At 55.0% G+C, this 24,937-nt stretch carries 24 protein-coding genes; 10 read left to right on the top strand and 14 right to left on the bottom strand.

Annotation, left to right across the window (positions count from 1 at the left end):
* The 5 genes from AS89_RS18745 to AS89_RS0102500 all read left to right on the top strand — a co-directional run.
* On the top strand, positions 1–226 hold a 226-nt coding region (locus AS89_RS18745; protein WP_029249731.1), incomplete at its 5' end, for a hypothetical protein.
* A gap of 37 nt (positions 227–263) precedes the next feature.
* Positions 264–503, top strand: coding sequence for a Trm112 family protein (locus AS89_RS16730; protein WP_010130731.1), 240 nt, complete (start codon positions 264–266; stop codon positions 501–503).
* 131 nt (positions 504–634) lie between these two features.
* A complete protein-coding gene (locus AS89_RS0102510) occupies positions 635–1,747 on the top strand; it encodes a cobalamin-independent methionine synthase II family protein (RefSeq protein WP_010130730.1) in 1,113 nt (370 codons plus the stop codon).
* Positions 1,740–2,411, top strand: coding sequence for a hypothetical protein (locus AS89_RS0102505; RefSeq protein WP_158217335.1), 672 nt, complete (start codon positions 1,740–1,742; stop codon positions 2,409–2,411). Before AS89_RS0102510 ends, AS89_RS0102505 begins: the two co-directional genes overlap by 8 nt.
* Complete coding sequence (locus AS89_RS0102500; protein WP_010130728.1) at positions 2,404–3,405, top strand: adenosine kinase; 1,002 nt, start codon at positions 2,404–2,406, stop codon at positions 3,403–3,405. Before AS89_RS0102505 ends, AS89_RS0102500 begins: the two co-directional genes overlap by 8 nt.
* Positions 3,406–3,701: 296 nt before the next feature.
* Here the strand turns inward: AS89_RS0102500 and AS89_RS0102495 are convergent, their stop codons facing one another.
* The 3 genes from AS89_RS0102495 to metK form a co-directional block, all read right to left on the bottom strand.
* Positions 3,702–6,281: a TonB-dependent receptor gene (locus AS89_RS0102495; protein ID WP_010130727.1), complete on the bottom strand. Its 2,580-nt coding sequence runs from the start codon at positions 6,279–6,281 to the stop codon at positions 3,702–3,704.
* Between the two features lie 421 nt (positions 6,282–6,702).
* Positions 6,703–8,085 carry an adenosylhomocysteinase gene (ahcY, locus tag AS89_RS0102490; protein ID WP_010130726.1) on the bottom strand — a complete coding sequence of 461 codons (1,383 nt, stop codon included), beginning with the start codon at positions 8,083–8,085 and terminating at the stop codon, positions 6,703–6,705.
* Positions 8,086–8,199: 114 nt separating this feature from the next.
* The gene (gene metK, locus AS89_RS0102485) at positions 8,200–9,417 is read right to left on the bottom strand and encodes a methionine adenosyltransferase (RefSeq protein WP_010130725.1); all 1,218 of its coding nucleotides are present in this window, start codon (positions 9,415–9,417) and stop codon (positions 8,200–8,202) included.
* Positions 9,418–9,648: 231 nt separating this feature from the next.
* Here metK and AS89_RS0102480 point away from each other — a divergent pair, with 231 nt between their 5' ends.
* The gene (locus AS89_RS0102480; protein ID WP_010130723.1) at positions 9,649–11,094 is read left to right on the top strand and encodes a sodium/proline symporter; all 1,446 of its coding nucleotides are present in this window, start codon (positions 9,649–9,651) and stop codon (positions 11,092–11,094) included.
* 178 nt (positions 11,095–11,272) lie between these two features.
* On the opposite strand, the gene AS89_RS0102475 is transcribed toward AS89_RS0102480, so the two are convergent.
* The 11 genes from AS89_RS0102475 to AS89_RS0102425 form a co-directional block, all read right to left on the bottom strand.
* Positions 11,273–12,445 (bottom strand): aromatic ring-hydroxylating dioxygenase subunit alpha, encoded by a 1,173-nt coding sequence (locus AS89_RS0102475; protein ID WP_010130722.1) that lies wholly within the window; start codon positions 12,443–12,445, stop codon positions 11,273–11,275.
* A 106-nt stretch (positions 12,446–12,551) separates the two neighbouring features.
* A complete protein-coding gene (locus AS89_RS0102470; protein ID WP_029249729.1) occupies positions 12,552–13,667 on the bottom strand; it encodes a CaiB/BaiF CoA transferase family protein in 1,116 nt (371 codons plus the stop codon).
* Between the two features lie 39 nt (positions 13,668–13,706).
* The gene (locus tag AS89_RS0102465) at positions 13,707–14,903 is read right to left on the bottom strand and encodes a CaiB/BaiF CoA transferase family protein (protein ID WP_010130718.1); all 1,197 of its coding nucleotides are present in this window, start codon (positions 14,901–14,903) and stop codon (positions 13,707–13,709) included.
* Positions 14,903–16,072 carry an acyl-CoA dehydrogenase family protein gene (locus tag AS89_RS0102460; RefSeq protein ID WP_010130716.1) on the bottom strand — a complete coding sequence of 390 codons (1,170 nt, stop codon included), beginning with the start codon at positions 16,070–16,072 and terminating at the stop codon, positions 14,903–14,905. Before AS89_RS0102460 ends, AS89_RS0102465 begins: the two co-directional genes overlap by 1 nt.
* 25 nt (positions 16,073–16,097) lie before the next feature.
* On the bottom strand, positions 16,098–16,616 hold the full coding sequence (locus tag AS89_RS0102455; RefSeq protein ID WP_010130715.1) for a MaoC family dehydratase: 519 nt from the start codon (positions 16,614–16,616) through the stop codon (positions 16,098–16,100).
* A gap of 20 nt (positions 16,617–16,636) precedes the next feature.
* The gene (locus AS89_RS0102450) at positions 16,637–17,470 is read right to left on the bottom strand and encodes an HpcH/HpaI aldolase/citrate lyase family protein (protein WP_010130714.1); all 834 of its coding nucleotides are present in this window, start codon (positions 17,468–17,470) and stop codon (positions 16,637–16,639) included.
* Positions 17,470–18,369, bottom strand: a complete 900-nt coding sequence (locus tag AS89_RS0102445) for a polysaccharide deacetylase family protein (protein ID WP_010130713.1) — start codon at positions 18,367–18,369, stop codon at positions 17,470–17,472. The genes AS89_RS0102450 and AS89_RS0102445 overlap by 1 nt, the downstream gene beginning before the upstream one ends.
* A gap of 24 nt (positions 18,370–18,393) precedes the next feature.
* Complete coding sequence (locus AS89_RS0102440) at positions 18,394–19,245, bottom strand: SDR family NAD(P)-dependent oxidoreductase (RefSeq protein ID WP_010130712.1); 852 nt, start codon at positions 19,243–19,245, stop codon at positions 18,394–18,396.
* 25 nt (positions 19,246–19,270) lie between these two features.
* Positions 19,271–19,582 (bottom strand): hypothetical protein, encoded by a 312-nt coding sequence (locus AS89_RS0102435; RefSeq protein WP_010130710.1) that lies wholly within the window; start codon positions 19,580–19,582, stop codon positions 19,271–19,273.
* Positions 19,583–19,826: 244 nt separating this feature from the next.
* Positions 19,827–20,498 (bottom strand): glutathione S-transferase family protein, encoded by a 672-nt coding sequence (locus AS89_RS16725; protein WP_010130709.1) that lies wholly within the window; start codon positions 20,496–20,498, stop codon positions 19,827–19,829.
* Between the two features lie 45 nt (positions 20,499–20,543).
* Positions 20,544–21,209 (bottom strand): hypothetical protein, encoded by a 666-nt coding sequence (locus AS89_RS0102425; RefSeq protein WP_010130708.1) that lies wholly within the window; start codon positions 21,207–21,209, stop codon positions 20,544–20,546.
* Positions 21,210–21,396: 187 nt separating this feature from the next.
* Here AS89_RS0102425 and AS89_RS0102420 point away from each other — a divergent pair, with 187 nt between their 5' ends.
* From AS89_RS0102420 to AS89_RS0102405, 4 genes are all read left to right on the top strand, one after another.
* On the top strand, positions 21,397–22,068 hold the full coding sequence (locus AS89_RS0102420) for an isochorismatase family protein (RefSeq protein ID WP_029249727.1): 672 nt from the start codon (positions 21,397–21,399) through the stop codon (positions 22,066–22,068).
* 18 nt (positions 22,069–22,086) lie between these two features.
* Positions 22,087–23,046, top strand: a complete 960-nt coding sequence (locus AS89_RS0102415) for a polysaccharide deacetylase family protein (protein ID WP_010130706.1) — start codon at positions 22,087–22,089, stop codon at positions 23,044–23,046.
* Positions 23,043–24,041 carry a polysaccharide deacetylase family protein gene (locus AS89_RS0102410; protein ID WP_010130705.1) on the top strand — a complete coding sequence of 333 codons (999 nt, stop codon included), beginning with the start codon at positions 23,043–23,045 and terminating at the stop codon, positions 24,039–24,041. Before AS89_RS0102415 ends, AS89_RS0102410 begins: the two co-directional genes overlap by 4 nt.
* Before the next feature lie 70 nt (positions 24,042–24,111).
* On the top strand, positions 24,112–24,894 hold the full coding sequence (locus AS89_RS0102405) for a GntR family transcriptional regulator (protein ID WP_010130703.1): 783 nt from the start codon (positions 24,112–24,114) through the stop codon (positions 24,892–24,894).
* Positions 24,895–24,937: the final 43 nt, after the last annotated feature.

Here is a 24,937-nt window from a genome sequence, read left to right as displayed (position 1 = left end):
TTTGTTCCTTTCCTTTACCGTCAGTGGCTGCCTGTATTCCCTGCTGGTAGAAAGCCAAGTACTGACCGCCAATATTGCTTTCGCTCTCATCTTTGTCTTGCAGGCACTGATGGTTGTCTTTAGCTACCTGGTTGTACGCAATGTCACCATCGAAGGCCTCAACGAAGCAGCAGAACAAGAACCTGATGCTCCGATTACGGCCGACTTACAACCAACTACCAAATAACACCGAATAAGTAATACCCAAAAACGGGAGAGACATAATGAACATTCAAGATTACCTGGACATTCTCCGCTGCCCTCACTGTACCGCTGAAAACAAGGGCCTCCTGTCTGAAGTGAAAAGTGATTGGCTGTGCTGCGGCGACTGTGGCCGCCAGTATCCGATGGTTGAAGGTATCCCGGTGATGCTTCCGGAAGAAGGCGACAAATGGCAAGGCGTTGCGGCAAGCGAGCTACCCACCATTTCGGAGCACGACCGCTTCGTTAACAGCGCAGACTGAAATCCTGGCACCAAGGTGATGGAGCAGATCCACCAGGTTCGCTCCATTTACCGTTAAGACCGCGTAAGAAATAACAACGAATAATCACAAACGTGACTGAAAACAGTCACGTTCGGTTGAGGTATTGAGATATGTGGAAGACAGACCTGTTTCCAACGCAGCTCGTGGGCAGCTATGTAAAACCCCGCTGGCTCGCAGACCATAACAAGGTTTACCAGAAAGAAGGCACCTGGTGGAACGTAGAACAAGATCTACTTCCTGAAGCAATCGATGATGCTGTGCGCCTGGCCGTCTACGATCAAAACATGGCCGGCATGACATTCGCCACCGACGGTGAAGTACGCCGACAAACCTTCAGCGGCCACTTCTACGGCCTGAAAGGTATCGACCAGGAAAACCCGGAAGAATTTACCAACTTCCACAATGATATTACCGAATATCTGAAAATGAAGCAGAAGGCCACCAATGTCGGTGCCGATCTGAAAAAAGAAGAAGCACCAAAGCAGACCCACAAGGTTTTGTTCCCCGCAGTGCGGGAGAAAATCCAGTGGCCTGGCCCGATGGTTGTCAGCGACATTCCATTCCTGAAGCGCTATGCCGCAAACCGCAGCAAAATCACCGTGATTGGTCCTGTTACCCTCTCCTACCGACTGGTAGATGCAGGCGTGTACCCAGATCAGGCGGCTTTGTGCTTTGCGATTGCCGATGCGCTGAATCAGGAACTGAAGGCACTGGCCGCGGCCGGTGTAGACCTGATCCAGATCGACGAGCCGGAGGTGCACTTCCGTTACAGCCAGTGCCAGGACTTTGCCGTTGAAGCCATCAACCGCATGGTTCGCGGCGTAGACTGTCTCACCTCTGTGCACGTTTGCTACGGCTACTCAAAGAATATCGCACTCAAAGAACCCAGCCCTATTTATCCGAAAGCGGTATCGCTGGTTGCCGAGTCCGACATCGATGCCGTCCATACAGAATATGCACAACCCGGCCATACCCCAGACTTCCTGCAGTCTGTTGGTAACAAGTTGGTTGCCATCGGTGTTCTTAATCTGGACCCACAAGGCCAGGTGGAGGAAGTGGAATCCATCCGCAAGATGATCATTGATGCGATGGAAGTCATCCCGAAAGAGCGTATCAGCCTGGCACCGGATTGCGGTATGTGGTTCCTCGAGCGCGACTATGCCTTCCGCAAAATCCAATCCATGTGTCTTGCTGCAAGCTCCCTCCGAAACCAGTTTGGTTGATATTGGAGGAATTGTGGGAACCCGAAATACCCTTGAGGAGCTGGTTCGGCAACTGCAGCTGCAACTGAACCCTGCTATATCAGTGGACCCGGAGGTGATGGAGAGCATCCGGGTTCACTGCTACAGAGATGCAGCTGATCCTGCAGTATTAGACAACCTGAATAATTGCTTTCAACAGCAACTCCCTATTCCTCAGCACACCCCGGAAAGCTACACCGCGTTTATTCTATCTAAACCGTCTTTCAACGACGGCGTGATTGAAATCCATGCGTTGGAATGCCTCGGTAATGACGGTCACCCTAATGGCGAGCTTTGGGTAAAATTTAAGTCAGGGGTGGCCCTGGCAGCCGCTTATGACCTTCCGCGGGAGAAGCCAGCGTTACCGCTGGCAGAGCTGCAGACTACCCTGCTTGGGGCCGTCGAATTACCCAATGTAAAGTCTGCCATTCAATCCAGCGGCCCCGAGTGGCTGTGCAGCCCAATGGTGTGCGACGAAAACTCTTGGTTGTTACCAGCCATCGAAACACCACTGGATGTTCCCGAGCGCTTCGCCGGGCACTGCTACATCAAGCTCGTAACCGAAAACCACCCTGCCGTGCGAACGCTACGCACAGTAGAAGAGAGAAATAAATGGGTAAGTATGATGAGTAAAGATGATGAATAAGTATCATGTGTATGGACTGGGCGCAGCCCTGGTCGATACGGAAATTGAAGTATCCGATCAAGATCTGCAGACGCTCAAGCTTGAGAAAGGCCTGATGACACTGGCAGATCGCGAACAGCAACAGCAACTGCTCGGCCAGTTGGAAGATCACTTGATCGCCGCGAAGCGCGCCAGTGGCGGCTCCGCAGCAAATACCGTGATCGCCGCCAGCTACTTTGGCAGCAACACCTTTTACAGCTGCAAAGTTGCGGCCGACGACAATGGCGATTTCTATCTCAACGACCTGGACTCTGCCGGTGTCGACTATCACCGCACCCTCCAGCGGGAGTCCGGCGACACCGGGAAATGCCTGGTAATGATTACCCCGGATGCGGAACGCACCATGGTGACCTACCTGGGTATCAGTGAGACGCTTTCTTCCGTAGAATTGCACCCAGAGGCGATTGCAGCTGCAGATTACCTCTACCTGGAGGGTTACCTGGTGACCTCCCCAACCGGGCGCGCTGCAGCCATCGAGGCTAGCCGAATCGCGAAAGCCAACGGCACTAAAGTGGCCATCAGCCTGTCCGACCCGGGTATCGTGCAGTACTTCCATGAAGGACTGCTTGAAATGATTGGTGAGGGCGTCGACCTGCTCTTCTGTAACCAAGACGAAGCCGCCGCCTTTACCAAGGCGGACTCTCTAGACGCAGCGGCGAAACAGCTCAAGCAATATGCCAATTGCTTTGCCATTACCTTGGGCGCCGAGGGCGCGCTCGTGTTTGATGGCAACGAAGCGGTAAAAGTTGCCTCCAGCCCGGTGAAAGCGGTCGATACCAATGGCGCCGGAGACATGTTTGCGGGAGCGTTTCTCTACGCGATCACCCATGGACACGACTTCACCGATGCAGCAACGCTGGCCAATCGCGCCGCGGGCACCGTGGTATCGCAGTTCGGCCCTCGTCTAAACGCGGAACAACACCAGGAGATTTTGCTGGAGCCGGTTGCGGTCTAACGGCAAGTCTACACAAGGGGTATTCCTGAGCGATCAGGTTACCCCTCTTACCTCGTCCTTCGCCCCCTTCATCTCCCCCTCACTCACCTTCAACCCGCTTTAACCCGCTTTAACCCGCTTTAACCCGCTTCAACCCGCTTCACTTCCATTTAGGCGTCTTTTAATTCTCTCAGAGCCCTCTCAAGGTTCTCTTTCTACGGTGCATAAAAAAGACTAGCTGGGAGGGCGTGGAAAATATTCGGGCACAAAAATGCCCGCCGAAGCGGGCAAAGTCACACTCAATAAGGCGAGAATGATTAGAAGCGGTACCCTACTGTCAGGCTGCTCAAACGGCCCATACGGTTAACGATGGACGGGGCCTGATTCTGGGTCCAGATAAACGGACGGTAGGCACTGGAGGGTGTGTCATCGTCCATCAGGTTTTTCACGCTGAGCTGGCCATACCAGTTGTCACCCTCGATACCGGTTACCAGGTTGGTATCCCAGTGATCGTCAATCCACAGGGTGTTCACGGTGTTGATGTAACGCTTGTCCTTCCACACGGAGCTCAGGTCCATGTAGAACTCGGCACCATTGGCCATGTCGCGCGAGTAGCGTACGCCTGCATTGAAGGTGTTCCGAGAGTTATTGATCATCGTCTTGCCGGACAGATCACCATCGGAGACCATCAGGTTACTCATCACTTCACAGCCGCCACCCAGCACCGGCAGGCAGAAGGGGTAGTTGGTTGCATCAAGCCCCATCGCTTCGTAGTCCACGTAGCCAAAGGTCACACTTTGCACACCCTTCACCACCTCCGCATCGTTGAAGGTGTAGGCTGAGTGGAAGGCCCAGTTATCGCTGATCTGGAAGGCGGTCTCAATCTCGATACCACGGATTTCTACCGCACCCAGGTTCGTAGTAATCGCCGCAGGAATAGTGGCACCGTTACTGAACTGGGAGAATTGGCGAATATGCTGGTCATCCCAATCGATATGGTAGGCAGCGATATTCATGTAACCGCGGCCATCCAGAACAGTACGCTTAGCGCCCAGTTCGAAGGTGAGGTTGGTTTCCGGGTCGTAGAGCAGCTCGGACTCTACCGGTGTACCACCATTGATACCGCCGGACTTGGTACCCCGGGCGATATTCAGGTAGAAGTTGGTGTATTCATCGTAGGTGTACGTCGCAATCAGACGCGGCGACACCCAATCCCAATCACCCTGAACCTCACCCTGGGCACCGGTGAAGTGCAGAACATTATCCGCAACCTTGTCTTCACGGGTATAACGCGCTTCCACGCCGACGTTCAGCTTGTCGGTCACGTCATACGCGAGTGCCGCGAATGCGGAGGTCATTTCAGTGCTGTGGTTGGTCTGGGTAATCTTGGTTGCATTGCCGTTTTCGTCCACCGCCAGGATGGAAGATGCAATGGAGGCGGAGTTGATCTCATCGCCAAACGGGCTGCCGCTCGCCGGCAGTGCGCTGGAGGTCAACCACTGATCAAGCTCCACTTCTGAATACAGTAAGCCTGCGCTCCACTGCAGCGGGCCAGTGTCATTCGACTGAATACGGAACTCCTGGCTGAACGCGGTGCGGTCATCATTGGGCTGACCACCGTAGTTGTAGGCAAGCACATTCAGCAGATACGCGTTGGTGCCACCGAGATTAATGGTGGCAACATGGTTGGGCATGTCTTCAGTGGGCGTTACCGGGGAAAAACCGTTGCTTACCGGAATTACCGGGGCAAATACCATGGTAGGCGCCATATACGCGTTGGCATAGCCTTGCAGGGAGCGGGTCACGGTGTCCGATGCCGCGGTGATGGATGTCAGGGTAACGTCGGCAATATCCCAGTTCACACGCAGACTGTACAAATCGGATTCATTGGTAACACCGAAGGCATTGCCAGCGAAACCGTCAGGATCGGCCGCCTTGGCTTCGCCATAGTAAGCACTCGGCGCACCAGTTACCGCCGCCATGCCAGCAGGCGTCAGCGCATTGATACCGGGGGTATAGTGCACACCCGGGATCAGGAAAGGCGCACCGCCTGTCGCCATAGTATTGATCTCCACGGCGTGCTCGGCATTGGGAGTGGCCTCGTAGCCAGCGTTATGGTGCTCGTGCACATCCACATGGGCGACGGAGAGATCAAATTCGAGCGTATCGGTTGGGGTGTAGAGGACGCGCAGTCGCTGGGCTTCGTTATCGATGCCGCCCAAATAGGTATCACCCTGCTTGAAGGTAGAGCCGGACTCGGAGTCCACCACATCCAGGCTGACCGCCAATTTATCGCCAATGGCACTGGCGATTCGGGCCTCGACACCGGACTGCCCTTCCGCACCGGTGGTCGCTTCGATTTTCGCCTCAAATTCTTCCGAAGGCTTGGCGGTGATGTAATTCATAGCGCCGGAGAAAGCGTTGCGGCCATAGATCGCTGACTGTGGGCCACGCACCACCTCAACACGCTCCAAACCCATCATCGGCATGAACGTAGAGGCGCGGCCGGAGACGTACACGCCATCTACAAACATCGCCACGTTGGTGTCGTCACCAATAAGGCCAGGCTGACTCATGCCCCGGATCGTAATGGCACCAGTCGCGATAGTGCCAGAAGAGTCGTACACCAGCCCTGGGGAGCTGCGCACCACGTCACGCAGATCTTGCATGGCAGAACGCTCAATGTCTTTCGCTGAGAAGGCATTGATGGCTACGGGGATTTCCTGCAGGCTTTCAGTCCGGTTACGGGCGGTAACCGTGACTTCTTCTAATACCGGCTGTCCTCGATTGATGTCACCGTCTGGTTTGACCGCTTCATCAGTAGCCGCCATTGCGGTTGATGCGAGGCTTCCGGCCACTACCGCAATGTAGAGCGGCTGCTGCTTGAATTTGGACATTGGTCCCTCCGAGGCTCAGTTATGATTTTTTATTAATGCCTGAGTGGTCTGCAACAACTTCAAGGGTAAATGCTGGACTGGAGTGATCCAAAGTCCCTTTGCTGACGTAACCCGTAATCGGCTTTTATTTACATCACGAACACAGTACCAAGCAGTAAATGTACTATCAATATAACTTTTACCCTGAAGGCAGGATTTAATTGAGAAAAGTCAATTTTGCAGCTTGTCCAATAACTGCCATTTGTTGTGCTGCAAGATTCCGCCCAATCATTGGGCTGAACCGGCCCCAAATTTACTCCCGGGCACCAAAACGGGTCCCCTATCCCGCTGGAGATGGCGGCCAAATACACCAATCAATAAAACTAAACCCCCGCTGCGACAAGCACAACGGGGGTTTTGGCGCCACAGAACGAATATCACCTCAGTATTTGTAGCTGTCCGGCTTATAAGGCCCCTCAACATCCACGTTGATGTACTCGGCTTGGGTATTGGTCAAGCGGGTGACCACACCGCCAAAGCCTTCCACCATGTCTTTTGCTACCTCTTCATCCAATTTCTTGGGCAGCACCTTCACGTACAGCTGCGCAGTTTTCTCCGCTTGCGGAAGATCGGCAAACTTGCGCTCCCACAGGTAGATTTGGGCCAGAACCTGGTTAGCAAAGGACCCATCCATAATGCGTGAAGGGTGACCAGTCGCGTTGCCCAGGTTTACCAGACGACCTTCGGACAGCAGGATCAGGTGATCATTATTTGTGCGATCACGGTAGATCTTGTGCACCTGCGGTTTTACTTCTTCCCACTCGTAGTGCTCGCGCATGAAAGCCGTGTCGATCTCACTGTCGAAGTGACCGATGTTACAAACCACTGCGCCATTTTTCAGAGTCTGCAGCATGGCTGCGTCACACACGTTAACGTTGCCGGTAGTGGTAACCAACAGATCTGTGGTGCCGAGTACCGCGGTATCAATATCGGCGATTTCGCCGGTGTTCACGCCATCTTTGTAGGCGGATACCACCTCAAAGCCGTCCATACAGGCCTGCATCGCGCAGATCGGGTCGATCTCGGTCACCTTTACGATCATGCCCTCTTGGCGCAAGGACGCGGCAGATCCTTTACCCACATCACCGTAGCCAATAACCAGCGCTTTCTTGCCGGACAACAGGTGGTCGGTACCGCGCTTGATCGCATCGTTCAGAGAGTGACGACACCCGTACTTGTTGTCGTTTTTGGACTTGGTTACCGCATCGTTTACGTTGATCGCCGGCACCTTCAGCTCGCCTTTGTACAGCATCTCAACCAGACGATGAACCCCGGTAGTGGTCTCTTCACTGATACCGTGGATGCGATCCAGCAACCCCGGGTACTTTTCATGGCACAGCTGAGTCAGGTCGCCACCATCATCCAGAATCATATTGGCATCCCAAACATCACTGCCATCTTTCTCGGCCAGTACGGTTTGCTCGATACACCACCAAAATTCGTCTTCGGTTTCACCCTTCCAGGCAAATACGGGAATACCGGCAGCAGCGATTGCTGCGGCAGCGTGATCCTGAGTAGAGAAGATATTGCAGGAAGACCAGCGCACTTCGGCACCCAGCTCCACCAGAGTTTCAATCAGTACCGCAGTCTGGATGGTCATGTGGATACAACCCATGATCTTGGCGCCTGCCAGCGGCTGCGACTGCTTGTACTTGCGGCGCAACGCCATTAACGCGGGCATCTCCCCTTCTGCGATCGCAATTTCCTTGCGTCCCCACTCCGCCAACTTGATATCGGCAACTTTGTAGTCTGTAAAATTTGTCATTTTTATTTCCACATTCGCTGGTCGCTAAAGGTAAATCGCATACCTCATCCAACCGACTTGAATAATACTCAACGAGATGAAAACCCCGGCACGCATCGTGCCGGAGAAACTCAGTTATTCGGCTACCGCACGCTGCAGGGCTTCTACCTTGTCGGTCTTTTCCCAGCTGAAAGCGGTAAAGGTTGCCGATTTCTCCTCGCCACCCTCTTTCCAGGTGTAGGTGTGCTCAAACGGCTCGCGACCAAAGTGGCCGTATGAAGCCGTCAGCTGATACATCGGATGCTGCAGGTCCAGCACGCGGGTAATGGCATATGGACGCAGGTCGAACACATCGCGAATTGCCTGGATCAAATGCGCATCAGAAACTTTGCCGGTGCCAAATGTGTTAACCGATACTGAAGTGGGCTCGGCAACACCAATCGCATAAGAAACCTGTACTTCACAGCGATCGGCGAGGCCGGCAGCGACGACGTTCTTGGCAACGTAACGGCCAGCATAGGCAGCAGAACGGTCTACTTTTGATGGATCTTTGCCAGAAAAGGCGCCGCCGCCGTGACGCGCCATACCACCGTAGGTGTCTACAATAATTTTACGACCGGTAACACCTGCATCACCTACCGGACCACCAATCACAAAATTACCGGTTGGGTTGATGTGGTACTGGGTACCTTCATGCAGGAGCTCGCTCGGCAGTACCTCAAGGATGATGTTTTCCATCACCGCAGCCTTGAGTTCTTCTTGAGAAATGTCTGGCGAATGTTGAGTAGACAGTACTACCGCATCAATCGCTTCCGGCTTGCCGTCTTCGCCGTAGCGGAAAGTCACCTGACTTTTCGCATCAGGACGCAACCACGGTAGGATGTTTTTCTTTCTCAGGTAAGACTGACGCTCCACCAGGCGGTGAGAGTAATACACCGGTGCGGGCATCAGGGTCGGGGTTTCGTTAGTGGCATAGCCAAACATCAAACCCTGGTCGCCAGCGCCCTGATCTTCCGGCTTCGCACGGTCAACACCCTGGTTAATATCGACGGACTGTTTGCCAATGGCATTGATCACTGCACAGGTTGAACCGTCATAGCCCACATCGGAGCTGTTGTAGCCGATGCCCGTAATCACATCCCGCACCACGTCTTCCAGGTCGACATAGCAGCTGGTGGTCACCTCGCCTACCAACATGGCAAGTCCGGTTTTCACTACGGATTCAACCGCCACACGGGCGTCCGGATCCCGCGCAATAATTGCATCCAGTACGGCATCGGAAATTTGATCGGCCATTTTGTCCGGGTGACCCTCGGAAACAGACTCCGAGGTAAAAACGGAATATTCAGACATAGGTGCATCTACCTTATTAATTGCTTTAGTGCGGGCGCCGACAACCAGCGGTGAAGACGCCATACACCCAGTCTACCCACACAGATCTACATCAAAATATTTTGATATAGCTATTTTTGATAAATCGCAATTTCCCTCCATATCTCACACGCGGGGGCATGTAATCGGCGTGGAAACCTGAGATATTCACTTCATCCAATACCAATAAAACCAACGCATCGTAGGCCCTGCATGGATATTTCGGTCGCCCTGTACACTCTGGTGATTTACAAAGTACTACTGCTATTAATCGGCTTCTGGTCGCAGAAACGCACCAGCAATACCAAGGACTATTTCCTCGGTGGGCGCAATCTTGGGCCGGTTGTTGCCGCCATCAGCTACGGCGCCAGCAGCGCTTCGGCGTGGACATTGCTCGGGATGAGTGGCGTGGCCTTTGTACTGGGTGTTTCCGCGATCTGGATCGCCGCTGGTGCTGTTTTGGGCTGCATTTTTAGTTGGATATGGATCGCGCCCCGCTTGATGCGCTACACCCGCGACAAGGACCAGATCACCCTCACCAGCTTCCTTGCAGAAGATCAACGCCAGCAAAAATCGGATGCACATCAGGGCGTACGACTGGTCGCTTCCATCGTGATTTTGCTGTCGTTCGTGGTTTACATCGCCGCGCAATTCCAAGGGGCTGCCACCACATTCTCTTCTGCTTTCGACATGCCGCTTATCGAGAGCCTGATACTCGGTGCCGCAATCATCACCATTTACACCTACCTCGGTGGTTTCTGGGCGGCCAGTATCACCGACACCGTGCAAGGCGGACTGATGCTGTTTGCGGCGGTGTTACTGCCCACCGTTGCATTTATGCATATCGGCGGCTGGGAGGCGATCCGTGAATCTACCCTGTTCACCCGCGAAGCATGGTCACTGACAGGAAAGAATGTCGGGCTTTCCGCGCTAGGATTCATTGCCGGTAGCCTGGCAATCGGCATCGGCACCTTGGGGCAGCCCCACCTCCTGCACCGCTTTATGGCTCTGCGAGATGCACAAGCACTTAAGCAGGCGCGGGTCATATCAATCGGCTGGTTTTCCATCGTATTTCTGAGCATGTTCAGCCTGGGCCTTATGGGCAAGATACTGTTGCCCGACCTGCTAGACCCGGAAACACTGTTCTTCGAACTTTCCTCTTTACTCCTGAATCCGTTAGTAGCCGCGGTGCTACTCGCCGCGGTACTGTCCGCCATTATGTCTACTGCCGATAGCATGCTACTCGTAGTAGCCTCAACAATTTCCTACGATCTCCGCTTGCAACGACTTATGCCACAGCGGGCGCTACTGGTATCACGCTTGTCTATGCTGGCGGTCACCGTCGTCGCCGTACTGATCGCTCTCTTCTTACCTGCCACTATTTTCGAGCGCGTGCTATTCGCATGGATCGCAATTGGCTCCGCCTTTGGCCCCACCATTTTGGCTCGACTAGCGGGGATGCAACTCGCGCCTGCCAGCGTGATGCGTTCCATTACCACCGGCTTCATACTCGCCGTGCTTCTCTCATTTTTCCCGAATACCACCGGCGATTGGGCGGAGCGCTTGCTTCCGTTTACCGCGGCCACACTGGTACTTTTATTCCCTTTTTTCGCTATGGGGTTGTCCGCACGCGTTAACCGTAAAGAAGCGATTGAATGACGCGTTAATGGGCTACAGGTGCCCTCCAGACACTCCCCTACTCCGGGTTTGATACGATCTAGCCGCTGTCGTAGGCACAAAAAAAGCCGCGCAAATGCGCGGCTTTTTTGTTTTCTAGCTTTTGTGCTCTGAATGTGTTGCCTAAGCTTGGGCGACGCGAGTTGTCGCCCTTGTTTTATCAGACCGGTTCCGTTGACGCGGGCTCCCCAGCCGGCGCAGCAGCACGTCGAGTCGGCGCAATCAGCGGCACCGTATCCAAAGCCCACTTGAAGTGTGGGTTCAGGCGGCGCGCCGGTGAAGGAATGGTAAACACCTTTTCTCCTTCGTACGGCTTCATCGCCTTGGTATCGATTTTCCAGCCTTTCTCTTCGATATGCTTGCGGCGAATCATTCGCCAGGCGCCCATAAATTTGTCCTGCTCCACGGAGACTTCGTTCTCCAGCGACTCTGGCAGATAGTTGGGAGAAAGCTGCGAAACAATATCGCCGTCTTCACCGAATACCCGCTTGGTACGCTTTTTCGCACCGTTGTCGAAGATGGACCATTTGAAGAAGTTACGCACCTGTACCGCGAATGAGCGCGTAGTGTTTTCATCGATCGGCGTATTCGCGTCAAAGATGACCATCTCCATCCAGGAGTTAACCTTGATGTGCAGACGGACACAGTGCCCTGGCAGATAGAACGCCGGGGTTACATAGGTGGCTGCCTTATCCGCGCGGAAAAGCTTGTTCAGGCCGAAGTTGCCTTCCAACTGCGGTGGGTAAAGTACATTGTCGGAGGAACCCCAATACTCGCCGCGGTTGACCTTGAGAATTTCATTCTTGTCGGCCATTTCCTGGTAACCGAATCCAGGGTGTACGAATGCGGTATGGGCAATATCAATACCGTTCTCGACTACCCGATCAACGGAGCCTTCCCAGTTGTACTCTACTTCGACCGGTCGCCAGTTTTCCTTGTCTTCATACTCAGGGAAGTCTGGGATCGGATAGCGCTCTTCTTCTGGAAGATCACCGAGAAACACCCAAATCATTCCGTAACGTTCTTCTGTGGGGTAGGCGTCGATACGCGCGCGTTCCGGGATTGCAGAGCCTTCGCCACGGGATGGAATAAATTGCACCTTACCTTCGGCATCAAACTCCCAGCCATGGTACGGGCAGGCAACACAATCACGTTTGGTGGTCCAACCCTTCGACAGTGAACCCCCCCGGTGAATACAAATATCGCTGAGGCAATTTACCTTGCCGGACTTGTCACGAAAAAGGACAAAGTTCTGGCCAAGCATTTTTACTCGAACAGGTTTGTCTTTTACCGTTTTGGACCATTCCGCCACGTACCAAAGGTTCGTCAACATGATTAGCACCTCAGTGTGTTATTGATCTCGACATTTTTACGAAATGCTGTTCGTCAAAGATCACTTATTTTTCTGATAAAGGTTACGTTTTGTCACGCATTTTTTGTCAGGCTTCCTGGCCTGCATTGAGCAAACTTTTATTGTGCTCACCCAGCTCAGGTAATCGCGTATTTACTTTTGCAGGCTCTTCGAGAAACTTAATAGGCACCCCAAGATGCCGGTTTCCCTGCTCGTCTTCAAAAACCATTTCACGGCTTTTCAAGTGCGGCTCGTCCAGTGCTTCATGCAATTGACGTACCGGCGACCAGCAAACATCCAGACCGTCAAACCAGGTTTCCCATTCGGCCAGGGTACGGCGGGCAAACTCAGCTTGTAGATAAGCAATCGCCTCACTCTGCTCACCGGGGGCGCGCTTGCAGATTTCAGCGAGCTCAGGACGCCCTAATTTGGCAAACAGGTTTTCCGCAAACTTCACTTCGCTGCCGCCCAGTGTCAAATAGCGGTCATCACTGGTGCGATATATTCGATACATTGCATTCCCGCCCCAGGAACGCTCATCTTTGACTACCGGAGATCGGCCTTCGGCGAAGACAGGCCCCACCGCATTGGGCAGCCATGCAATCAGGCTGTCCTGCATGGAGATATCCAGATGGTCGCCTTTCCCGGTCTCGCTACGGCGCACTAACGCCATCAGTATGCCCGATAACGCCATCAATGACCCGGCAATATCGGCCACAGGCATGGCGGGAGAACATGGCTCACCATTACTCCCCTCATTGAGGAACACCGTTCCGGATTCAGCCTGGATACTGAGATCATGCGCAGGCTTTAGGCGCTTCTCCCCAGTCTGGCCAAAGGCGGAAATCGAGCAATAGACCAGCCGCGGATTGCGGGCAATGAGGGTCTCGTAGTCCAGACCCAAGCGAGCCATTGCCCCGGGACGGAATCCTTCGACAAACACATCGGCGCTATCGATGAGCGCAAGAAGTTGCGCCTTTTGCTCCGGGTCTTTCAGGTTCAGGCAGAGGCTCTTCTTGCCACGATGGGTGTTTCTGAACCAGACCGCTTCGCCATTTTTGCGCAGCCCAATGTCGCGGGTTGGCTCGCCACTAGGTGGCTCTACCTTGATCACTTCGGCTCCGTGATCCGCCATAATCATGGTGAGGTGCGGTCCCGGTAGAAAGAGAGAAAGGTCGACGACGCGGATACCTTGTAACTTCATAGAAAGACTATCTCTTGTCAGAGCCGATGCGCGCCCTACTCAGATAACTCGATCCGCCGCCAATCGCTCGACGTCTTCCGCTGAGTATCCAAGTCCATCAAGAAGGTCTTTGGTGTCTGCACCTAGTGCCGAGCAACCGATACCTGAGGGCCTGTTTCCGTCAAATTTTAACGGGCTTGCCAGCACTCTGAATTGACTATTATCAACATGTCCCATTGGCTGCAGCATCTGGGTTTGTCGCAGCCATGAGTTATCCATGGCCTGGGCAAAGGTATTTACCGGTGCAATCGGTAACTTGCCGGCAAAACGTTCTATCCAGTAGGCGTTCGGCTGTCTGGCAAACTCGGCATCCAGTATTTCGGATAGCGCCTCACGATGCTGCCTGCGATCCGCCGGTGAGCTAAAGCGGGCATCCGCCAGCAGATCTTCTCTGTCCAAGCCTTCCGCCAGGATCTGCCAAAACTTTTCCGTCATCGCCATGACGAAGACCCAGCCATCGGCGCTGCGATAAATCTGGCAAGGTACCGTGGACGGGTGACCCGAGCGCGCGACACGCTCCGTTTCATGGCCTCGGTTCAAATACCAGGTAGCGGGGTACGTGAGTTGGGTAACCGCGACATCAAACAGGTTGACGTCCACATCGCGCCCCCTCCCGCCACGCAAGGTACCCACCAAGGCGCCCAACACCGCCATCGCCAGTGTCACGCCACTCATAAAGTCGACCATCGACAGGCCAAAGCGCGCAGGTGGCGTTCCAGGTTCACCGGTAAGGTCCATAAAACCGGCTTCCGCCTGCATCAGATAGTCATAGCCCGGCCAGTTGGCGCGGTCATTATCTCGGCCATATGCCGATAAATGCCCACAAATAATTTCTGGCTTAATCGCACCCAAGTGATCGTAATCCAACCCGAGCTTCGCGGGCTGATCCCCGCGGAGGTTGTTCATTACTACATCCGCACTGCGCACCAGACGCTCGAAGATTTCGCGCCCCTGCGGACTTTTCAGGTCCAGTGTCAGGCTCTTCTTACTGCGATTAAAGGTCTGAAAGAAGTCGCTGTCGTTGTCACCCAGAAAATACGGACCGGACTTGCGCGCAATATCGCCACCGGTCGCGGGGTTTTCAATCTTGATGACTTCAGCCCCCATGTCCGCCAACTGCATTGAGCCGAACGGACCGGCCCCGTACTGCTCAACAGCAATAACACGGATACCAGCAAGGGGTTCTGTCGCTTCCATCAGATGGCCTCACGCGCCGCCAGTTGCTTGGCAATAATGATGCGCTGCATCTCGTTGGTACCCTCGCCCACACACATCAGCATGGCATCCCGGTAATAGCGCTCTATCTCGTACTCGGTAGAAAAGCCGTAGCCGCCGAAAATCCGCATCGCTTCCTGAGAACAGAAAACACCCGCTTCACTGGCAAAATACTTGGCCATACCAGCTTCCAGGTCGCAGCGTTGGCCGCTGTCATACATGCGCGCTGCCTGGTCTACCAGCAGCTTGGCCGCCTCAACCTTGGCCGCCATTTCGCCGAGCTTCAGCTGAATTGCCTGATGCTTAATGATTGGCTTGCCGAAGGTTTCGCGCTCCTGGGCATAGCGCAGCGCCAGCTTCAGCGCGCCCTGTGCAATACCTGCTCCGCGGGCGGCAACGTTAATGCGCCCGAGTTCAAGACCGCCCACGGCAATGTGGAATCCGCGACCTTCCTCACCACCCACCAGCTGATCGATGGACACACGAAAGTCTTCGAACACAACCTCGGCGGTATCAATCGCGCGATAACAGGTCTTCTTGATTTTGTTGATGGTGATGCCCGGCAGTAGATTACCTTCATCATCCTTGGTGCGGATGATCAGCATGGACATGCCCCGGTGACGCGGCTCGGCGTCAGGATCGGTTTTTACCAAGAGCGCAAGGCAGTTACCGTTGAGAGCATTGGTGATCCACATTTTGCTGCCGTTCACCACATACTCGTCACCCCCGCGGCGCGCCACACAGCGAATGGACTGCAAATCGGTTCCGGCATTCGGTTCAGTAAGTGCAATACCGCCACGCAACGTACCCTCGGCCATCAGCGGCAAATACTGCTGTTTTTGCTCTTCGGTGCCAAAACGCTCGATTGCAGCAGCCATAATGAGATGTGAATTAAAGATACCGCCAGGCGCCATCCAGGCTGCGGAAATTTTCTGCACGATGCGGGCGTAGGTCGATGCCGACAAAGAAAGTCCGCCGAACTCTTCACCAATGGTGGCACCAAACAGGCCGAGCTCCTTCATGGTCTCTACCAATTCGTGCGGATACTCATCGGCCAGATCTTTTTCCCGTGCAATGGGTACGACATCATTGGCAACAAATTTATCAATGGTATCGAGGATCGCGGCCTCGTCTTCTGCACTCCAGCTCATCGCCGTCTCCTGAAACTATTCGCACTCAGTAATTTACTTTGTCTTCCATTTCCGCACCGCGCTTCCATACCAGCACCTTGCGGACAAAAGAACACACCTCGGTTCCGTCTTGATTGAAACCACGGGTTCGCACGGTGACAATGCCCTGAGTTGGGCGAGACTTCGATGCGCGCTTTTCCAATACTTCCGATTCAGCGTAAAGTGTGTCGCCAACAAACAGTGGCGCTGACATGCGGATATCGTCCCAACCGAGATTGGCAATGGCTTTTTGGCTAATGTCCGTCACACTCATGCCCACCATCAGGGCCACGGTAAATGGGCTGCAGACGAGCGGCTTGCCAAATTCGGTACCTGCGGCGTATTCCTTATCGAAATGCGCTGGGTGGGTATTCATGGTCAGCAGCGTAAACCAAGTGTTGTCGGTTTCGGTGATGGTGCGACCTGGACGGTGTTCATAGGTATCACCCACGGTAAAGTCGTCAAAGAAACGTCCAAACGTTTCCCGGTACCGATTTTCACCGACCTGTTTTACTTCTCCAGCCATAGCTATTTTCCTACTGCGATTCAGACTAATTCTTTATCCGCGCCTGATCGGGCGATCAAACGACGAGCACTATCAACGATGGGTTGATCAACCATGCGGCCATCGACAACGACCGCGCCAGCATTCGCCTGTTCAAAGGCATCTAGCATTTTTCGAGCAGTTGCCAGCGCTTCCTCAGAGGGCGCAAAAGCCCGATGAATGGGAGCAACCTGTGCGGGATGGATTGCCGCTTTAGCGGAGAATCCTAATGCGGAAACCCGGCGGGTTTCCTGCTCCAAACCCTCAGCATCCTCCACATTTAAATACGGAACATCGATGACTGGTAAACCGTGTAAGGCTGCAGTCATCACGATCTGCGAACGCGCCCACAGCAATGGTTCCCAGGAAAATTCGGCACCTATTTGCGCGGCGAAGTCGGCACCGCCAAACATAACCGCGTCCAAGTTGGGGGCCTGGCAAATCGCATCCAACGACAACAGACCGGAGGCGCTTTCTATCAATGCGATCCAACGTACCTTGCCGGCAAGTACACTGTTGGCTTGAGGGATATCATTCTGTGATTCCGTCTTCGCCAGCATTAAGCGCGCAGGTAGTGTGCCCTGAGACAGGGCCACCAGATCGTCCCTGCCCGCTTCCGTGGCCACGGCATTAATACGCACGCACAGACGCGCCAAACGCGCAGCGTCACAGCTGGCCAAGAACGAACACACGGCAGCGCGCGCATCCGCCTTGTTTGCAACCGGTACGGCATCTTCAAGATCGATGCACACGACATCCGCCGAACTGGCGAGAGCCTTTTCAAATCTCTCTGGACGATTGCCCGGTACGAACAGCAGGCTGCGAACATCAAACATTAGAAACGCTCCCAGCCGCGCAGCGGTTCGCGAATTTGATTGGCAGGCACCTGTGCGGCAAAGGTATCGGCAATTTCCGCCCGGGTCGCAAACCAGACGCCGTCTTGGGCGCGGGCATACTTCAGGAACTCATCGAGTGCACCGATACGTCCGGGCCGCCCGATGATTCGCAAATGCAGCCCCAGTGACATCATGCGCGTTTGCTCTGCACCTTCCTGCAACAAGGTATCCAGCGTGCGGCAGGCATAGTCGAGCCAGGCATCCGGGGTAAGTGACGGAGCCGTCCAGAATTTCATGTCGTTGGAATCAATGGCATAGGGCAATACCAACATCGGGTCGTCAGTGCCTTGCACCGGCGCCCAGAAAGGTGCGTCTGCACTATAGTCGTCCATGTGGTAATCGAAGCCCTCTTCCTGCAGCAGGCGACGGGTGTTGTCTGTGTGCAGGTAGCGGCTCAGCCAACCGCGGGGGCGCTGTCCGGTAGTCTCGGAGATGGAGGTAATGGCATTGCGGATAAAGGCTCTCTCCTCATCCTCGGCCATGGCAAACTGATGCTGCCAGCGATAACCGTGACTACAGACTTCGTGCGCGCCTTCGCGAATAAACTGGGCTATCTTTGGCGCCCGCTCAAGGGCCACCGCCGCTGCACAAAAAGTTGCCGGTACCTGGTAGCGCTCCAGCAGTGCCTGTATGCGCGGCCAACCCTCGCGAATGCCGTACTCGTAGTTGCTTTCATTGGCGTGGGCACGAATGGGCTTGCGCGGGGCAACCCCCAGCTCGTCCACGGGCTCCGGGCCCCGGTCCCCATCGAGCAACGTGCTCTCTGAACCTTCCTCAACGTTAACGACAATCGACAGTGCCAACCGTGCACTGTCCGGCCAGGCTACTTGCTTGCTCATACCCAATAATCTCTCACAAGCGGATCAGTGATATTCCTCACCGCCGGAGACATTCATCGCCTCCCCGGTGATGTAGGAAGCTTCGTCGGAACACAGGAAGGCACAGGCTTTGGCAATATCTTCCTGCAACCCCGGGCGCCCCAGTGGAATGCGCGCACGCATATCTTCCATGTAGCGGTCATGCCCTTTCCCGGTGACTTCGGAAAAGTGTGCGTTTTGCCAGGCACCGAGGCCGGTAGTTACATGGTTCGGGCAGATGGTATTTACAGTTATCCCCTCGGGACCCAGCTCCTGGGCTGCAGAACGCGTGAGCCCGACCATTCCATGTTTTGATGCGGTATAGGCAGCGGCATGGGCAAAGCCCGATTTGGAGGCCTGGCTGCCGATGTTGATGATTCGACCACCGCGCCCCTGTCGCAACATGACTTCTGCGGCGTATTTGATGCCGAGAAACGTACCGCGCAGATTGACGCCCAGAACGGCATCCCACTTGTCTACGGCCATTTCAACGATGGGTTCCATCAGGTAGCCAATGCCGGCGTTGTTGACCCAAATATCCAGACTGCCGAAATGCCCGAGGGCAAATTCCGCTGCGGACTGCACTTCCTGGGGCTCCAGTACGTTGCAGGAAAAGGTGGCAACCTCACCGCCGGCATCGCGAATTTCACGGGCGATCTCTTCCATTTCCGCCGTGGTTCCAACCGCTTTTTCCGGCAGGTTCTCGCCCTGCCCGCGGCCGATATCCGTCAGTACCACTTTGACGCCTTCCGCTGCCAGGCGCCGCGCCATCGCTTCGCCCAATCCCTTGCGGCGGCCGGCTCCCGTAATCACGGCAACTTTGCCTTTCAGCTCCGGATACTTGCCCATTGCTTCCATCTGCCACGCTCTCCGTTGTCGTTGATCAAATAGATTCGGTCAAAATGAATTGCGGGTTGTCGGCAAACTGCTGGAACTCCGCCGCAACGCGCCGCATCGTCTCGCTGGATACATCCGCGCCCAACTTTTCCATGCTGTTTACTTCGAGCAGTTCGACGTATTGGTACGGGGCGGGCGCATCGACACCGAGCAGGCCGGTGGTACGCAGTACAGAGAATTGATTGACCGATGCCAGATCGCGCACCGTGGGTAAATCGGTAGTGTTAGCCCACTGCTCGTAATCGGACGGGTTAACACCGGGTTTGAGGTTAAACAGCACAACGATCATGGTAGCCATGGCAGGCGCTCCGACGGTTAAGTGAATGTCACCAACATCCTATTCTTGAGATATTGTTATGTCAATATAACATTTGGTACGCCAGAGTCCCTGTAAGGCGTATTTCAAGCTTCCAAGAAAACGCCGTTTCGCACCGAGAAATCGAATCGCGAGGACCAAACTGAGAGCCCCAAACCGGGAGACCTAAAAAAGGGAATACGCCATCCACGGACAAACGCCGCCGCAGGTGCGATAAACAATACAATCAGGCCTTGGCAGCTAGCCCTTCTGCGAATTTGCGGTAGGCCAACGCCATTTCCTGCAAGGTCTCACTGATAGCATCCACGGCGTTGACCTTCTGCCACCAGGCGGAAAGCGCAGGAAACGCTGCGAGCGGTGCATCCACCCCCACTACCGGGGACAGCTCTTCCAGGTAGCGTATGGTGGGCGCCAACGCCAAATCGCCCAGGTTCAGCGCGCGCTCACTGCCAAAGTCCGCCATCAAGCGCTCACCTTTCGCCAACTCAGCGTGGAGACCTTTTGCCATTTCCTCTCGGTCGACATCGCCACCGGACATCACCGCCCGAAACAGCGGGAACAAGGCATTCACCGCCAGATGCAGGTCTGCATAGCGCGCCAACATACGCATTTGCGCGCGCTCGAGTGGCGATTCAGGGAGTAGCGTACTGCCGCCGCTTACTGGTGATTCCGCGAGAAATTCCATAATCGCCCAGCTCTCGGCAATCGTCTCCCCGCTTTCCAGCTCAAGAACCGGCAACTTGCCCAGCGGAAACCGCTCGTAAAAGGCCTCGGTGCGCAGCGGCACGGGCGGCGGCAACACCTCAACAGGCAGGTTATCCAGCCGCGCCTGCATGCGCACACGCGTGGCGTAAGGAGAGTGCGGGAGGCTGAACAGCTTCATGGGTGAGAGCTTCATGAGTGATTTCCTTGGGTGACTTCCTTAGGTAGCGCCTTGCTGAATTCAATAAATGAGGTGCAAGCCATAGGCTGCGTTTGCCAGCAGCCCCAGCCAAATCAGATAGACAAATGGTCGGCAGGAGGCGATAGAACCATGAATGGTCTGGTTGACAGAATCACTGCTATCACCGGCCATCAACTTGCCCCAGGCAGCGCCAAACGCCACCAGGCGCAGACGAATCAGCAAACCACACAGCACCAGCAAGGCAAAAATACCCAGCTTGATCGCCAGCCAATCCGCCGCGAGGATGAAATTGGTTGCCAGTGCGTAGCCCGCGAGCCCCAACAGGCCCACGATCAGGACTACACGCAGGTAAAAGTCGAGACGGGTCAATACAGGAATAAAGGGTTTGCCGTGGGCGAAATGCAGGGTTGCGACCAGCGCAAACCACGCAAGACACAGCCCCCAGGCCAGCCACAGCCAGAACGGAGCCACTGCCCACTGGCCGGACATATACGCCAACTGCAGCCCAAGAGGCAGGATCAACGGCATACAGAAGCGCGGCCCCTGGTCACACCCCATCATGATGGTAAGTGCCGTACTCCGCGCCTGCGGGGAAAGGTCCGACCGGGTGACGTAGCGACTTGCGTAAAAAGTACCCAAATCACCACCAAGCCAATAAACAAAGCACAGGTTGTGCAGCAACTTCACAAACAGATAAGCACTCATAGGGATCGCTTCTTATTGGTTTTCCCTCACCATACCGCAAGAAAACCCCCGCGCATTGCTATAAGTCAAAACCCAGGGGCCGGTGGATTGCTAACATCCTCCGATATGACGCCGTAAGCCGAACCATGAGCCCCGGCGTCAATCACAGGATGACAGTCACCACCCAGCCACATTGCAGGTATTCGCCATGGAAACCACAACGAAAACAGCCAAAGAAATCTACCTGGAAGTGAAAGCCAACCCCGCCCGCAAACGCTTTGGTTTCGGACGCAAGGCTGCACTCGTGAATGTGGACCCGCAAAAGGCCTATACGCGCACCGACCTGTTCAAAACCGCGTATGAGACCGACCCCAACCAGATGCATTACACCAATGAACTGGCCAAAAGCTTCCGCGCCAAGGGTTGGCCGGTCATCTGGACCCATGTGGCCTATATGGAGTCCGGTGAAGACGCCGGCATCTGGGGTACGCGCACCGACACGCCGGACTCCCTGCAAAACATCAAATTCGACTCCACTCGCACCGAATTCGACGACCGGCTGGAGATAGACCGTCAGCGCGATGTCATTTACTGCAAGAAAATGCCCAGCGCCTTTTTTGAAACCCAACTGCAATCCCTGCTGGTGTGGCATCAGGTCGACACCGTAATCATTACCGGCGGCTCCACTTCCGGGTGCATCCGCGCAACCGCGGTAGACAGCCTTTCCCGCGGTTACCGCACCATCGTTCCGGAAGAGTGTGTAGCGGACAAGCACGAGAGCTACCACTTCGCCAACCTCACCGATTTGTCGCTCAAGTATGCCGATGTGGTGGATGTGGCTGAGGTGTTCCAGTGGCTGGAAAACGGCAACAACGAATAAGCAATATCGAGGCTGACCATGCGATCCGACCCCGGCTTCTACGACTACTGGCCCTACCACGAAAGACCCAAGCTGCGCTGGCCTAATGGAGCGCGCGTAGCATTCTGGGTAGCACCAAACATTGAGTTTTATGAGCTGAACCCGCCGACAAATCCACACCGCAAAGCGTGGCCGCAACCCAGCCCTGCGGTGCCGGGATACAGCATTCGCGATTACGGCAACCGGGTCGGGCATATGCGGCAGATGGCCCTGCTGGACAAATATGGCATTCGCGGCTCCATCTCACTGTCTACCGCGCTGTGCGATCACCACCCGGAAATCATCGAGCTCTGCCGGGAGCGCAACTGGGAGTTCTTCAGCCACGGGATTTACAACACCCGCTACACCTACGGCATGTCCAGCGAACAGGAACGGGACATGATTCGTGATTCGATGGAAACGATTCATCGGCACACCGGCCAGAAGTGCGCCGGATACCTGGCCCCAGCGCTGTCGCATTCGGAAGAAACCCTCGACCTGTTCGCAGAAACCGGCACAGAGCTGTTTGGCGATGAAGGTGGCTTTTACACCTGCGACCTGTTCCACGATGACCAACCCACGCCAATTAACTTGCGCAGCGGCAAGCGCTTCGTGTCGGTACCCTATTCGCTGGAAATGAACGACACCATCGCCTACGTGGTCAACAAAGTGGAACCCCGCCGCTACGGGCAGATGCTGCGAGATAATTTTGATCGCCTTTACCAAGAAGGTGCGGAGAGTGGCACCGTGATGTGCATCCCCACGCACAACTACCAGGTAAGCTGCCCCCACCGCCTGCGCGCCTTTGAAGAAGCGCTCGAATACATCACCGGCCATTCCGACGTTTGGGTGACCACTGGGCGCGAAATTGCCGAATACTACCTGCAGAATTATTACGACACCGCGCGGGCAGACATCCAAGCAAAAAAAGCTTCTGCGACTCTGGAGGTACAGCCATGAGCCAGAAACCAGCCATGAGCGAGAAAGCAGCCATGAGCGACAAGAGGGCCATGAGCGATACGAAAGCCCTGCCCCCAGAGCACCTCCAATACCCCGAGCGTCATTACGGCATGGACCACGAACTCTACTCCTGGGAAATGCTGACCGATCGCAAACCGGTACACTGGCAACAGGGCAAACTGGCCCTGTGGGTCAACGTCAGCCTGCAGTTTTTCCCGCTCAATCAACGCGGCCTGCCATTTCCACCGGCCGGGGGCATGACCATGCCCTACCCCGACCTGCGCCATTTTTCCCTGCGAGACTATGGCAACCGGGTCGGTATCTACCGCATTCTGCGCGCACTGGACAAATACAATATCAAGCCGACATTTGCTGTGAACGGCGAACTGGTTCAACGCGCGCCGTACCTGCTTCACCTGCTGCGCGAACGCGGTGACGAAGTAATCGCCCACGGCTGGAATATGGACACCCCCCACTACGGCGGGCAATCCAAAGGCGTGGAAAAAGAATTGATCTCCCGCACCCTCGGTTCCTTGCGTAAAGCCACTGGTCACGAGGTTCGCGGCTGGCTGAGCCCCGGCAAAGTGCACAGCGAAAACACCCCCACGCTATTGGCAGAACAAGGCGTTGAGTACTTTTGTGACTGGGTGAACGATGACATGCCCTACCGCTTTAACACCAACAGCGGTGCACTCTGGGCGATGCCTCTTTCGACAGAGCTGGAAGACCAGTTCATCTTGCGCAACAACCTGCACTCCGAAGCCTCCTACGCGGAACAGATGGAAGATGCATGCCGTTTTCTACTTTCTGAAGCGCAGACTCAGGGTGGCCGTATTCTGGCCCTCAACATTCACCCGTGGATGCTGGGGCAACCTCATCGAATTACGTATCTTGAGCGCGCACTCGAATTTATCACCGCGCAGCCAGGCGTGTTTAGCGCACCGGCACATACCCTTCTGCAGCAATGTGAACAGGCGATTGCGGAGCCGGCGTAAACGTTGGCTGGCATTTGATATAAAATGATATATCATTAGCGCTTTTCGCCGGGCAGAAGGTCTCGATGCTATGGATGCCATCAATACGCTTTTCAGCAAGCAACAATTAGAATCGCTGTCGGAAGAGTCGCATTCCCCCCTGTATTTCCAGCTTTACACCCTGCTGAAGAATGCCATTTTAAATGGAACCCTTGAGCACGGTGATCAAATGCCTACGGAACTGCAGCTGGCGGAATCTTTCGGCGTATCGCGCATTACCGCCAAGCGCGCCATGGATGAGCTGGCAGCAGAGAGCCTGGTAGAACGCCGGCGCGGTAAAGGCACCCACGTCATTTATGAATATCAGCAACAGCCCGTAAAGGCCCCGCTGGTAGGCATGCTGCAAGAAATCGAAAGCATGGCGCGGCACTCCGAAGTTGAAGTGCGCAGCTGCGAATTCCTGCAGCCCTCTGCCGAAATTCGCGAGGAGCTGGGCCTGGAAACCGGTGACACCGCACTGCTACTAGAACGTACGCGTTCTCGTGACGGAGCGCCCTTTGGTTACTACGTCAGTTGGACCGCGGGCCTGAGGCAGAAAGTGACCGCCAAGCAGTTTGAGAAAACACCGAGACTCGAAGTGTTCCGCAAGCAGGGCTTGGAAATTTCCCACGTAACCCAGACCCTGAGTGCCGAGGCCGCCACTCAGGAAAGCGCGCGCGAACTGGCAACCACCGTCGGCTCCCCACTGCTTAGCCTGACGCGACGTTCCTACACGAAAGTGAATGGCCAGGAGCAACTGGTGGACCTGATGCACGTGCTTTACCACCCCGACCGCTTCCAGTACCAGATGGACCTGAAAGCGGACGAATTCTAATCCCGACAAGAAATTTGTTTAGCGGGCTATGCTTTTATAAATA

Source organism: Microbulbifer agarilyticus S89 (assembly GCF_000220505.1).
GTDB classification, from domain to species: Bacteria; Pseudomonadota; Gammaproteobacteria; order Pseudomonadales; family Cellvibrionaceae; genus Microbulbifer; species Microbulbifer agarilyticus_B.
Note: the sequence above shows the minus strand (reverse complement) of the source record. Positions and strands in the feature narration are given on the sequence as shown.